Origin of the sequence: Chryseobacterium pennae, assembly GCF_003385515.1 — a bacterium.
Taxonomy (GTDB): Bacteria; Bacteroidota; Bacteroidia; order Flavobacteriales; family Weeksellaceae; genus Chryseobacterium; species Chryseobacterium pennae.
Genome location: NZ_QNVT01000015.1, coordinates 91,895 through 103,884 on the forward strand (window position 1 = coordinate 91,895; position 11,990 = coordinate 103,884).

Here is an 11,990-nt window from a genome sequence, read left to right on the forward strand (position 1 = left end):
AAAGTTCCGGGTTCAAGAGTTTCCGTCCTTTATCTCTTCGTCTTTTATCTTTATGCTCTCTAATCTCTTATTTTTTTAATTTTTAAATCTTTTAATTTTTTAGTTAGCCATTGCCGTGTAGATAAACTTCACTGAACTACTCACCATTTCTATTACCGGTTGTGGGAAAATACCAAGTAAGATCACAAAAACCGCTAAACTCGCCAATACAGAGAATTCTACACCAGATAAATCTTTTGCTGTGCTTAACACTTCTACATTTCCTTCTCCAAACATTGCTTTTCCGTAGAATCTCAATAAGTATACTGCGCAAAGAATTACCGTAAGACCAGCAATTACCGCTGCTGTTCCGTTGAAGTCATATACTGCTTTTAACAGGATAAATTCTCCGATGAATCCATTCGTCAATGGAACTCCCATTGAACCTAATATAATAATCAGGAATAAAACAGCAAACTTAGGTGCTACTTTAGCTAAACCACCCATTTGTCTGATATCTCTTGATTTAAATCTCTTGTATAAAATATCACAACAGTAGAATAATCCCACTACGTTAATACCGTGAGCAAAAGTCTGTACCAATGCACCTTCAGCACCTTCAACATTGAAAGTTCCTCTTAAAGTAACTACTGCTGAAGCGAAGATACCAGCTACCATCAAACCTACGTGAGAGAAAGATGAATAAGCAATGATTCTCTTCATATCCGTCTGAATGATCGCGATCAATGCTCCGTGAACAATTCCCACGATGGCAAGAATAATTACGATCTGTCCTGAAATTCCTGCAATAGGAAGTGGAGTGATTGGAAGTAAATAACGCATTAGGCCATACACTGCCATTTTAAGCATGATACCGGATAACAACATCGATCCCTGAGTAGGAGAGTAGGTATACGTATCAGGCTGCCAGGTATGGAAAGGGAATACCGGTAATTTCACTGCAAAAGCAAAGAAAATGAACCAGAATACCACAGTCTGCTGTACTTCGTTCAGTTGCGCATTGTATAGATCTGTTAAAGCGAATGATGCAGAGTGGTTGTACACATAGATCAATCCGGCTAACATAAATAAAGATCCAACGAATGTATATACGAAGAATTTCGTAGTGAATTCAAACCTTTTATTCTCTTGTCCCCAAAGTCCGGCAATAAACCAAATTGGAATCAAAGTTACTTCCCAGAAAATGTAGAACAATAATCCGTCTAAAGAAGTAAATACTCCTACAAGACCGAATTGCATCAACAGAATCAATCCGTAGAATGTATTTCTGTAGTTTACACTTTCATTGAAAGAAGATAAAATGATGATTGGCGCTAATATGTTAGTCAGCAATAAAAGAAGCATACTCATCCCATCGATACCGAAGTGAAGAGAGCTCTTCATAAACTGTGACCACGGATAATTGATCTCATGCTGCAATACGCTGTCTACTGTCGGAGTAAAATCAAAATCCGAAAGTATATAAAACGTAAGAAGCATTTGAATCAATGCAATTCCCAGTGCCAAATATTTGCTGGAATTACTCTTCCATGCAAAAACTAATCCCGAACCTACTAGAGGTAATAGTAATAATGTTAATAATAAACAAGACATTATTATTGTAATAAAAAGTTAACAATTAATATAATTCCCACAGCTAAAGACATGATAAGAATATACGTCTCTACATTTCCGTTTTGAACACGCTTCATAGCTTTTCCGCTGTCTTCAGCACCATCACCTACAAAGTTTACAAAACGGTCTAAGATACCCTTATCAAACATCTTTCCTCCGCGTCCTAATCCTTCAACAGTTTTTACAATCAATGCGTTGTAAAGTTCGTCAACGTATAATTTCTTAGCAGAAAGCTTTTCCCATCCGGTATAGTTTTCTTCTGCAACAGCCATTTTCTTCTTACTTACATAAGTATTTCTAACGATAAACCATACCGTAAAGAACATAATCACTGTAGCTGCTAATAAGATCATTTCAGTATTGAAATCTACTCCTGAAAGAGTAGCTTCCATCTGGCTGTAGCTTTGTTCCGTAAGAACAGGCTTTAACCATTCCATCAGTTTAGCATAGTGTCCGTGACCGATGAAGTGTGGCAGGTTGATAAAACCTCCAACTACAGAAAGAATAGCCAATACGATCAATGGTAATGTCATATTAGACGGGCTTTCATGTAAGTGGTGTTTCTGCTCTTCAGTACCTCTGAACTCTCCGTGGAAAGTCAGATAGTATAGTCTGAACATATATGTTGCAGTCATTGCCGCTAAAACAAATAAGATTACCCAGTAAACCGGATTTTTAGCGAAAGCTGCTACTAAAATTTCGTCTTTAGAGATCATCCCTGATAATAGAGGGAAACCTGAGATGGCTAATGTTCCGATCAGGAAGGTAGCGTGGGTAAGAGGAATATATTTCTTAAGACCTCCCATGAAACGCATATCCTGCTCGTTGCTCATTGCGTGGATTACAGAACCTGCTCCTAAGAATAATAAAGCTTTAAAGAAAGCGTGTGTCATTACGTGGAACATTGCTGTTGTATACGCACCAAGACCTAAAGCGATGAACATAAATCCAAGTTGTGAAACGGTAGAGTATGCCAATACTTTTTTGATGTCGTTTTGACGTAGTGCGTAGAATCCTGCTAAAGCTGCAGTTAAGAATCCGATTAATAAAATTCCTCCTTGTACAGTTGGTGCTAAAGTAAATAAGAAATTTGATCTTACTACTAAATAGATACCTGCTGTTACCATCGTTGCTGCGTGAATTAATGCAGAAACAGGAGTAGGTCCGGCCATTGCGTCCGGTAACCATGTATATAATGGAACCTGAGCCGATTTACCGGTAGCACCGATGAATAAACTCGCTGTGATAAAGATGATCACTGTTCCGTCTAATTCAAATTTTGAAGCATTTTCAGCTACTGAAAGGTAATCTACAGCGTTGGTCTGAGCAGCAATCATAAAGATACCGATCAGTAACGCAAGGTCACCAATTCTGTTCATGATGAAAGCTTTTCTTGCTGCTTTACCATATTCTTCGTTGGTGTACCAGAACCCGATCAATAAGTAAGAACAAAGACCTACACCTTCCCATCCGATGAATAAGATAAGGTAGTTGCTTCCCATTACTAAAAGTAACATTGAGAAGATGAAAAGGTTCAGGTAAGTAAAGAACTTATAGAATCCTTTATCATGACTCATATATCCGATAGAGTATAAGTGAATCAGTGAACCGATACCCGTGATGATCATAACCATCATTAAAGAAAGCTGATCAATCTGGAATCCAAAATTGATTTGAATCCCATTAACTCTAAACCATTCAAAAGCTTTTACGATTACAGGCTGGCTTTCAGAATTGAAATTCATGAAAAGACTTACAGCGATACAGAATGATCCGAAAACCATTGCCGTAGCCAAAGAACCAACCACTATTTTTGGAAGATTTTTTCCGAATAAACCGTTTATAAGAAACCCTAAAAGTGGTAAAAGTACTATTGCATATACTAAATTCTCCATTCTTATCCTCTTAATTTATTAAATATACTAACATCTACAGAACGGGTATTTCTATACAGCATAGCAATAATTGCCAGACCTACCGCTACTTCAGCAGCTGCAACCACCATAATGAAGAACACTAAAAGCTGTCCGTCTCCATTCCCTTTGTATGCTGAAAAAGCAGCCAATAAAAGGTTTACAGAGTTAAGCATAAGCTCTACACAGCCTAGAATCACAATAGCATTTTTTCTCAGCAAAACTCCCATTACTCCTAAGCAGAACAATACTGAACAAAGGATAATGAAGTAATTCAAAGGGATGCTTTGTATAAAAGTATTTACTTCTCCCATAATTTTATAAATCTTTTTTACCGATTAATACCGCGCCTACAATACCTGCTAAAATCAGGATAGAAGCAAGCTCAAACGGTAAAACATATTCATTAAATAAAAGTCTACCCAGATTTTTAGTAAGACCAACACCTCTGTCTACATTCTCTACTACAATTTGGTTTTGCTGAACTCCTCTGAATACTCCTAAAACTCCAACTAAAAGAAGACCTGCAGTAAAAACTCCAATAAATTTTAAAGTATTACCCTTCTTACTTTCGTCTGCTTTATTAAGGTTAAGCATCATTAAGATGTAAAGGAAGAGTACCATGATGGCACCTGCGTACACTATAATCTGGATAATTGCAAGGAACTGAGCATTCAGAAGAATGTACATTCCGGCAATTGAAAACATCGTAACAATTAATGACAAAATAGCATATAAAGGATTCTTCGCAAACACGAAGTACACTGCACTTGACACTGCTAAAAACGCCACCAAGAAAAATAAAAACTGATCCATTATTTTACCGCATTTTTTTGTTTCTCGGATTGTCTTGTTGTGATGTCAATCCTTTCGTTTATTTTTTCAACTAATTTATCTTTTCCATAAATGAAAGAACCTCTGTTGGTTTCCACATCTACTAATCTGTCTGTAAGATAGATTGCAGATTTAGGACAAGCCTCTTCACACATACCGCAGAAAATACATCTTAGCATATTGATTTCATATACTGAAGCATATTTTTCTTCTCTGTAAAGGCCTTTTTCCTCTTTAGTTCTTTCAGCAGCAGTCATCGTAATGGCTTCTGCAGGACAAGCTACCGCACAAAGTCCGCAAGCTGTACATCTTTCTCTGCCTTCCTCGTCTCTTTTCAAAACGTGCTGACCCCTCCAGATGGTAGTTCTTGGCTTCTGTACTTCCGGATACGAATATACTGCGGGAGCACCCTTTATCACGGTTCTTACAGCATGCTTAAATGTAATCCCCATCCCTGTGAAGATCGCAGGCAGGTAGATTTTTTCAGCAAGGGTCATTTCTTTATTGGAAACAACTTTTGATCTGTTTGTAAGTTTCATTTAATTATAGATATTAGATGTTAGACACCAGATTTTAGACTAATCTTGTCTGCTATCTTAATTATTTAATATTGATGATTGAATATGATACGCTAAAGATAAAACTTTGATTTCATTATCAAATTTTCAAATCAGCTCATTTTCAAAATTTCTTAGTTTGCAAATGCTAAAATTACAGCTCCTGTAATTAATAGGTTTACCAATGCCATTGGGATTAATGTTTTCCATCCTAAGTGCATTAACTGGTCATATCTGAATCTTGGAAGTGTCCATCTGATCCACATAAAGATCAGAATTCCGATTACTGTTTTCGTTAAGAATGCTACGATACTTAAGATTCCTGCAACGTTTTCTCCCCAGTTCTGAGTTACCCATTCAATACCAGGATAGTTGTAACCTCCGAAGAAAAGAACAACCATGAAAGCATTAGAGATAAACATGTTCACATATTCCCCGAACATATATAAACCTAACTTCATGGAAGAGTATTCTGTAGAGTATCCTGTTACCAGTTCAGATTCACACTCAGGTAAATCGAATGGGTGTCTGTTGGTTTCAGCTAAAGCCGCGACAAAGAATACAAGGAAAGCAATTGGCTGGTAGAAAATGTTCCAGTTCATACCGGAAACCCAAGGAATAACTCCCCATAATTTTCCAGTAGTCTGGCTTTCTGTGATTTCTTTTAAGTCTAAGCTTCCTGCCATCATAATAATAGAAAGAAGCGCTAATCCCATTGCTAATTCATAAGAAATCATCTGAGAAGAAGCACGGATAGCACCTAGTAATGAATATTTGTTGTTCGAAGCCCAACCTCCGATCATAATTCCGTAAACCCCGATGGAAGCCATTCCGATGATGAAAAGTACACCAACATCAATATTAGCTACCTGAAGGTCAAAAGAAGTACCTGCAATATTTAAACTTTTACCCCAAGGAATAACTGCTCCTGTGATTAATGAAATAAACATTACTAAAGCCGGTCCCAATACGAAAAGGAATTTTTCAGCATTGGCAGGTGTAAAGTCTTCCTTGAAGAAGAATTTTCCACCGTCAGCAAGAGGTTGCAGTAATCCGAAAGGTCCAGCTCTGTTAGGACCAATTCTATCCTGCATGATAGAGGCAACTTTTCTTTCTGCCCAAGTAGAGTAGGCTGCAATCGTCAACGATAGCAGGAAAAGCGCTAGTACAAGTATAAGTTTAAATGTAAGTAAATCCATTTTTGTTTTAAAGATTTTTAGATGTGAGATGTCAGATACTAGATATGAGGTTGAGTCTGATGTCTTGTGTCTGAAATCTAATTGTCTTTATTAAAATTATTTTTCGTCTTTTTCACTGATTTCCTTAGCACCAGGATTATCAATCATTATCAATTCGTCTTTTGGCTTCTGGTAATGATTCAATGAAATTACAGAGTGTCTGTCGATATGTCTAGGACCTTCAATATTCCAGTCTGATAATGCTTTTCTTTCGAAACGACATGTATCGCAGATGAATTCTTCAACTTCACCCCACTGGTCTTTTCTTGCAGTAACTCTTACGATTTCGTCACCTTTCATCCAAACTACAGTTTTTCCTGAACATTTATCACATTTACAAGAAGCGTTCATTGGTTTTGTAAACCATACTCTGCTGGCAAAACGTGAAGTTCTGTCTGTTAATGCTCCTACAGGACAAACGTCGATAACGTTTCCGATGAAGTCATTATCTAAAGCTTTATTTAAATAGGTGGAAATTTCAGCATGATCTCCTCTGAAAAGAATACCGTGCTCTCTTTCACCTGTTAATTGGTTGGCAGCTAATACACATCTTGCACAAAGAATACAACGGTTCATGTTCAATTTGATGTTCGGGCCAAGATCATCAGCTTCGTAAGTATTTCTTTCGAATTCTGTTCTGGTCTCAAGGTTTCCGTGTTCATATCCAAGATCCTGAAGATGACATTCCCCAGCCTGATCACAAACAGGGCAGTCCAGCGGGTGATTGACCAATAAGAATTCGGTAACCGCTTTTCTTCCTTCCTGAGCTTTCTCAGAAGTAAGGTTTTTAACTTCCATACCGTCCATTACATTTGTTCTGCAGCTTGCTACCAACTTCGGCATAGGACGCGGATCTGCTTCAGATCCTTTAGAAACTTCTACAAGACAGGTTCTACATCTTCCTCCACTGGTTTCTAATTTGCTGTAGTAACACATAGCAGGGGGTACAGATTTACCACCGATTTGTCTTGCAGCTTCCAAAATAGAAGTACCAGGCAAAACTTCAGCAGTATGTCCGTCTATCGTTATTTTGAATTTTTTAACTTCTTCGCTCATATCGTATGCTTTAAGCTTTATGCATTAAGCAATAGGCTTTGTTATTTATATTTCTTAGTATTAAATGTATATCCAATTCCCCCCATGATTTGTCCGAAAACAAAATCCTGCTGAGCTTTGTCTGGTTTGTTATTCAATGTGGTTTTGATATCCCACATATTGATGTAACCTGCTTTTCCTTCTAATCTTACCATTACATGGTCCCAAAGTACTAAGTTAAGACTGGCTCTTACATCGGTTCCCATACCTGCAACGTGGAAACGGTCACTTCTTTCGTTTCCGAAAAGCTTTACATTACTCTTTGGGAACATAAATCCGATACCGGCACCATAAGACCAGACTAAATCAACATTTTTCTTATTGATAAGGCTTTTATACTTTTCAAGACCTAAGTTTTCATAGTTAAGTCCGTCTGTATGTTCAAAAGTAAGGAACTTCTCATCTGCAAGGTTCACTTGCCCGTTCTGTACCATGGCTGCATATTCAGGATCTGAAATATGTCCTTTAAAGTTAACGGTTTGATCCTGGTCCATCACATATTTCATGTGGTCAATTCCTAAAACAAGCGCTAAATTATCTTTAATAAAATATCCTATTCTGAAATTATACTGCGTTACAGTAAACCAACTTGGATCAAAATAGACAATTCCGAATTTGGTAGGTCTATCCTGAGCCGTTACATTATTCAGCTGAAAATCATATCCATTTCCTTTAAAACGGATATCCGAATTACTGAACGCTGCTCTGTTCCACCCATAAAAAGCGAACATCTGACCTTTTTTGCTTAAAGGTTCCGGTTTCTTGGAAACAGGAGTTTTAAACAGGTCTGCATTATTTTCTACTAGTAAAGAATCTTTTTTCTGTCCGAAAACAAAACTCGACATCATTAAGCCGACAACCAATAACTTTTTCATTTTACCTATGCATTCTTTTCAACAGCCGGGATTGGATCTGCATAATGTGCTAATCCATAGTTTTGAGTCTGAGATAACTCAGGGTTTTTCACGTGCCACTCAAATTCATCTCTGAAGTGACGGATTGCTGCTGCAACAGGCCAAGCCGCTGCATCTCCCAATGGACAAATCGTATTTCCTTCGATTTTTCTCTGGATATCCCAAAGTAGATCGATATCTTCCATTTTTCCTTCTCCTTTTTCAATCTTCTTTAAGATTTTATGCATCCATCCTGTTCCTTCACGGCAAGGTGTACATTGTCCACAGCTTTCATGGTGATAAAATCTTGCTAAAGTCATTGTGTGATCCACAATACACTGGTCTTCATCTAAAACGATGAAACCTCCTGAACCCATCATTGTTCCGGTAGCAAAACCACCATCAGCTAATGATTCATAGTTCATATATCTTGGCTCTCCATTCACTGTTCTCAGCAATAGATTAGCAGGAACAATCGGAACAGAACTTCCTCCAGGAATACAAGCCTTTAATCTTTTTCCGTCTTTAATACCACCACAGTATTCATCAGAGTAGATGAATTCTTCTACAGTAATGGTCATATCAATTTCGTATACTCCCGGTTTGTTGATGTTTCCACAAGCAGAAATCAATTTCGTACCTGTAGATCTACCTACACCAATTTTAGCATACTCAGCACCTGTAATATCAATGATTGGAACGATTGCTGCAATAGATTCAACGTTGTTTACTACCGTTGGTCTTTCCCAAAGACCTTTTACAGCCGGGAATGGTGGTTTTAATCTTGGGTTACCTCTTTTTCCTTCAAGAGATTCCAGCAATGCAGTTTCTTCACCGCAAATATAGGCTCCGCCTCCTCTCTGTACATAGATTTCAAGATCGAAACCGGTTCCTAAAATATTTTTACCTAAAAATCCTGCTGCTTTAGCTTCTTCAATTGCTTCTTCTAAAATATCAGGAATCCATGAATATTCTCCACGGATGTAGATATAAGAAACATTTGAACCTAAACAGAAAGATGAAATCAGCATTCCTTCGATCAATAGGTGAGGAAGGAACTCCATTAGATATCTATCTTTGAATGTTCCAGGTTCAGATTCATCTGCATTGACAACAAGGTGTCTTGGAACGCCTTCCGGTTTTGCCAAAAAGCTCCATTTCATCCCTGTTGGGAATCCAGCTCCACCACGTCCTCTTAGTCCTGAAGCTTTTACTTCTTCAAGAATTTCATCAGGAGTCATTTTCAAGGCTTTCTCTGCCGCTGTGTAACCTCCCTGTTTACGGTATGTTTCAAAGTAGCGAATACCTTCTATATGTGCGTCTTTAAGTAAAAGTTTTTTACTCATTGTTTATTATGCTTTTAGCGTTCAGCTATTGGCTCGTGGCTTTTAGCTTATGGCTATTTTTAATGTGTTAAAATTTATTTAGTCTAAAGCAAGTTGTCCCTGTCTGCAAAGATCAAGGATTTCGTCTACTTTTTCTATCGTTAAATTTTCATGAAAGAACTTTCCAAGCTGTAGCATTGGTGCATATCCGCATGCTCCAAGACATTCAGCAGGCTTTAAGGTAAACATACCGTCTTCAGTAGTTTCTCCGTCTTTAATGTTCAGTTTCGTTCTGATATGGTCAAGGATTTTTTCGCTTCCACAAACCATACAAGGTCCGGTTCTGCAAACCTCTAAAACATATTTACCTACCGGCTTCATGTTAAACATGGTATAGAAAGTAGCCACTTCATATACTTCGATCGGTTTGATACTTAATAGTCCGGCAACATAATCCATCACAGGAACATCTAACCATCCTCCGAATTCTTTCTGTGCCAAGTGAAGTACAGGAAGAAGAGCAGATTTCTGTCTTCCTTCAGGATATCTTGCGATAATTTTGTGTACCTGTGCTAAACTTTCCGGTTTAAAAGCTATTGTTTCGCTCATTTTTTATCTAAGATTAAAGAGTAAAGAACAAAGAAAGAAGATTCCTAAAGTCCGTTATTCTAAATTCGTTTTATATTGGGTGAAGAAAGTCTATTATCTTTTCTTCTATTATCTTTTAGTCTAATGTATTATGCGTCTAATTCTCCCGCAATAATATTCATACTACACATCGTCACAATGGCATCTGAAATTACAGAACCTGTAATCATTTCAGGATATGCCTGATAGTAGATGAAACATGGTCTTCTGAAGTGAAGTCTATAAGGGCTTCTTCCTCCGTCACTCACAAGATAGAAACCTAATTCTCCGTTTCCGCCTTCTACTGCATGATAAACTTCTCCTTTCGGTACATCAGTTTCTCCCATTACAATTTTGAAGTGGTAGATCAAAGCTTCCATTTTCTGATATACATCTGCTTTTTCAGGAAGATAGAAATCAGGAACATCCGCGTGAAATGGTCCTTCCGGAAGGTTTTCGTATGCTTGTTTGATAATTTTTAGGGATTCCCAGATTTCCTGTTGACGAACCATGAAACGGTCGTAAGTATCTCCTGAAGTTCCTACAGGAATAATAAAGTCGAAATCCTCGTATGAAGAATAAGGCTGTGCAACTCTCACATCATAATCTACACCTGCTGCACGTAAGTTTGGACCTGTGAAACCGTAGCTTAATGCTCTTTCCGCAGAAATTGCTCCTGTACCGATGGTTCTGTCCATAAAAATTCTGTTTCTTTCTAATAAAGTACCGAATTCTTTAAATCTTGCAGGGAAAGTTTTTAAGAAGTCCTGTAACAACTCATGGAATTTAGGGGTGAAATCTCTTTCAAATCCTCCGATTCTTCCCATGTTCGTTGTCATCCTTGCACCGCAGATCTGCTCATACATATCATAAATACGTTCTCTTTCGATGAACATATAAGTAAGACCTGTAATTGCTCCTGAGTCCATTCCGGTTACCCCGTTACAGATCAGGTGGTCACCGATTCTTGCCAGTTCCATTAGGATAACACGCATATAGTCTACACGCTTTGGAACTTCAACGCCAATCAGTTTTTCTACTGTCATATGCCAACCTAAGTTATTGATCGGTGCAGAACAGTAATTCATACGGTCTGTAAGGGTAGTGATCTGAGAATAGTTTCTTCTTTCAGAAATTTTCTCAAATGCTCTGTGGATATATCCTACGGTTTGCTCAGCATGAAGGATTCTTTCTCCATCCATCGTTAAGATATTCTGGAAAATCCCGTGAGTAGCAGGGTGGGTAGGTCCTAAATTGAGGGTATATAATTGTCCGTCAATCTGTTCCTTACTTTCGTACTGGTTTAGTATATTAGATAATGAGTTATCTTTCATAATGATTGCTTTTAGCTATTTGCTTCTGGCTGTTGGCTGCCTGCCATTGGCCTTTCGCTTTTTATCTTCCGAACATATTATCGTCCTTATCGGTTCTTGTACCGTCTTCAAGTCGATATTCCTTCAACATTGGGTGGTATCCAAGATCTTCCATATTCAGAATAGGTCTAAGATCCGGGTGTCCTTTAAATTTAATCCCATAAAAGTCAAACGTTTCTCTTTCCATCCAGTTAGCACCGGCATATAGATCAGTAAGAGAATCCACTTCGATATTTTCTCTGGACATAAAGATCTTCAGACGTAATCTGAAGTTGGCCATCATATTATGTAAATGGTATACAACACCTATTTCCTTATCCGGGAATTCAGGGTAATGAATACCACAGATATCTGTAAGGAAATTAAATTCCAGTGTTGAATCTTTAAGATAGTGAATGATCTTCTTGATATCTTCTTTCTTCACTTCAATGGTCAGCATTCCATAAGGCTCTGAGCTTGAAATAACAGATTCCGGAAATTCTCTGGTGATTGCTTCTAATACAAATTCGTTTGTCATTTCC

General features: G+C 37.8%; 12 protein-coding genes. All 12 read right to left on the reverse strand.

What is annotated here, in order from left to right; translation table 11 throughout:
- Positions 1-99: 99 nt before the first annotated feature.
- Complete coding sequence (locus DRF65_RS15930) at positions 100-1,593, reverse strand: complex I subunit 4 family protein (protein WP_115971757.1); 1,494 nt, start codon at positions 1,591-1,593, stop codon at positions 100-102.
- 2 nt (positions 1,594-1,595) lie between these two features.
- On the reverse strand, positions 1,596-3,509 hold the full coding sequence (gene nuoL, locus DRF65_RS15935; RefSeq protein WP_115971758.1) for an NADH-quinone oxidoreductase subunit L: 1,914 nt from the start codon (positions 3,507-3,509) through the stop codon (positions 1,596-1,598).
- Between the two features lie 2 nt (positions 3,510-3,511).
- Positions 3,512-3,841 carry an NADH-quinone oxidoreductase subunit NuoK gene (gene nuoK, locus DRF65_RS15940; protein ID WP_045492868.1) on the reverse strand — a complete coding sequence of 110 codons (330 nt, stop codon included), beginning with the start codon at positions 3,839-3,841 and terminating at the stop codon, positions 3,512-3,514.
- A 4-nt stretch (positions 3,842-3,845) separates the two neighbouring features.
- Positions 3,846-4,343 (reverse strand): NADH-quinone oxidoreductase subunit J family protein, encoded by a 498-nt coding sequence (locus DRF65_RS15945; RefSeq protein ID WP_115971759.1) that lies wholly within the window; start codon positions 4,341-4,343, stop codon positions 3,846-3,848.
- Positions 4,343-4,900, reverse strand: coding sequence for a NuoI/complex I 23 kDa subunit family protein (locus tag DRF65_RS15950; protein ID WP_040996950.1), 558 nt, complete (start codon positions 4,898-4,900; stop codon positions 4,343-4,345). The genes DRF65_RS15945 and DRF65_RS15950 overlap by 1 nt, the downstream gene beginning before the upstream one ends.
- A gap of 152 nt (positions 4,901-5,052) precedes the next feature.
- Positions 5,053-6,117, reverse strand: a complete 1,065-nt coding sequence (nuoH, locus tag DRF65_RS15955; protein ID WP_115971760.1) for an NADH-quinone oxidoreductase subunit NuoH — start codon at positions 6,115-6,117, stop codon at positions 5,053-5,055.
- Positions 6,118-6,213: 96 nt separating this feature from the next.
- Complete coding sequence (locus DRF65_RS15960; RefSeq protein WP_115971761.1) at positions 6,214-7,212, reverse strand: 2Fe-2S iron-sulfur cluster-binding protein; 999 nt, start codon at positions 7,210-7,212, stop codon at positions 6,214-6,216.
- Positions 7,213-7,253: 41 nt separating this feature from the next.
- A complete protein-coding gene (locus DRF65_RS15965) occupies positions 7,254-8,126 on the reverse strand; it encodes a hypothetical protein (RefSeq protein ID WP_115971762.1) in 873 nt (290 codons plus the stop codon).
- Positions 8,127-8,131: 5 nt separating this feature from the next.
- Positions 8,132-9,490, reverse strand: a complete 1,359-nt coding sequence (gene nuoF / locus DRF65_RS15970) for an NADH-quinone oxidoreductase subunit NuoF (protein ID WP_115971763.1) — start codon at positions 9,488-9,490, stop codon at positions 8,132-8,134.
- 78 nt (positions 9,491-9,568) lie between these two features.
- Positions 9,569-10,078: an NADH-quinone oxidoreductase subunit NuoE family protein gene (locus tag DRF65_RS15975; RefSeq protein WP_103291622.1), complete on the reverse strand. Its 510-nt coding sequence runs from the start codon at positions 10,076-10,078 to the stop codon at positions 9,569-9,571.
- 128 nt (positions 10,079-10,206) lie between these two features.
- Positions 10,207-11,430, reverse strand: a complete 1,224-nt coding sequence (gene nuoD, locus DRF65_RS15980; protein ID WP_047494369.1) for an NADH dehydrogenase (quinone) subunit D — start codon at positions 11,428-11,430, stop codon at positions 10,207-10,209.
- A gap of 61 nt (positions 11,431-11,491) precedes the next feature.
- Positions 11,492-11,986, reverse strand: a complete 495-nt coding sequence (locus tag DRF65_RS15985; RefSeq protein WP_115971764.1) for an NADH-quinone oxidoreductase subunit C — start codon at positions 11,984-11,986, stop codon at positions 11,492-11,494.
- Positions 11,987-11,990: the final 4 nt, after the last annotated feature.

Coding starts and splice junctions, on each gene's coding strand:
- DRF65_RS15930 (WP_115971757.1), bottom strand. CDS start 1,593: ATGTCTTGTTTATTATTAACATTATTACTATTACCTCTAGTAGGTTCG.
- nuoL (WP_115971758.1), bottom strand. CDS start 3,509: ATGGAGAATTTAGTATATGCAATAGTACTTTTACCACTTTTAGGGTTT.
- nuoK (WP_045492868.1), bottom strand. CDS start 3,841: ATGGGAGAAGTAAATACTTTTATACAAAGCATCCCTTTGAATTACTTC.
- DRF65_RS15945 (WP_115971759.1), bottom strand. CDS start 4,343: ATGGATCAGTTTTTATTTTTCTTGGTGGCGTTTTTAGCAGTGTCAAGT.
- DRF65_RS15950 (WP_040996950.1), bottom strand. CDS start 4,900: ATGAAACTTACAAACAGATCAAAAGTTGTTTCCAATAAAGAAATGACC.
- nuoH (WP_115971760.1), bottom strand. CDS start 6,117: ATGGATTTACTTACATTTAAACTTATACTTGTACTAGCGCTTTTCCTG.
- DRF65_RS15960 (WP_115971761.1), bottom strand. CDS start 7,212: ATGAGCGAAGAAGTTAAAAAATTCAAAATAACGATAGACGGACATACT.
- DRF65_RS15965 (WP_115971762.1), bottom strand. CDS start 8,126: ATGAAAAAGTTATTGGTTGTCGGCTTAATGATGTCGAGTTTTGTTTTC.
- nuoF (WP_115971763.1), bottom strand. CDS start 9,490: ATGAGTAAAAAACTTTTACTTAAAGACGCACATATAGAAGGTATTCGC.
- DRF65_RS15975 (WP_103291622.1), bottom strand. CDS start 10,078: ATGAGCGAAACAATAGCTTTTAAACCGGAAAGTTTAGCACAGGTACAC.
- nuoD (WP_047494369.1), bottom strand. CDS start 11,430: ATGAAAGATAACTCATTATCTAATATACTAAACCAGTACGAAAGTAAG.
- DRF65_RS15985 (WP_115971764.1), bottom strand. CDS start 11,986: ATGACAAACGAATTTGTATTAGAAGCAATCACCAGAGAATTTCCGGAA.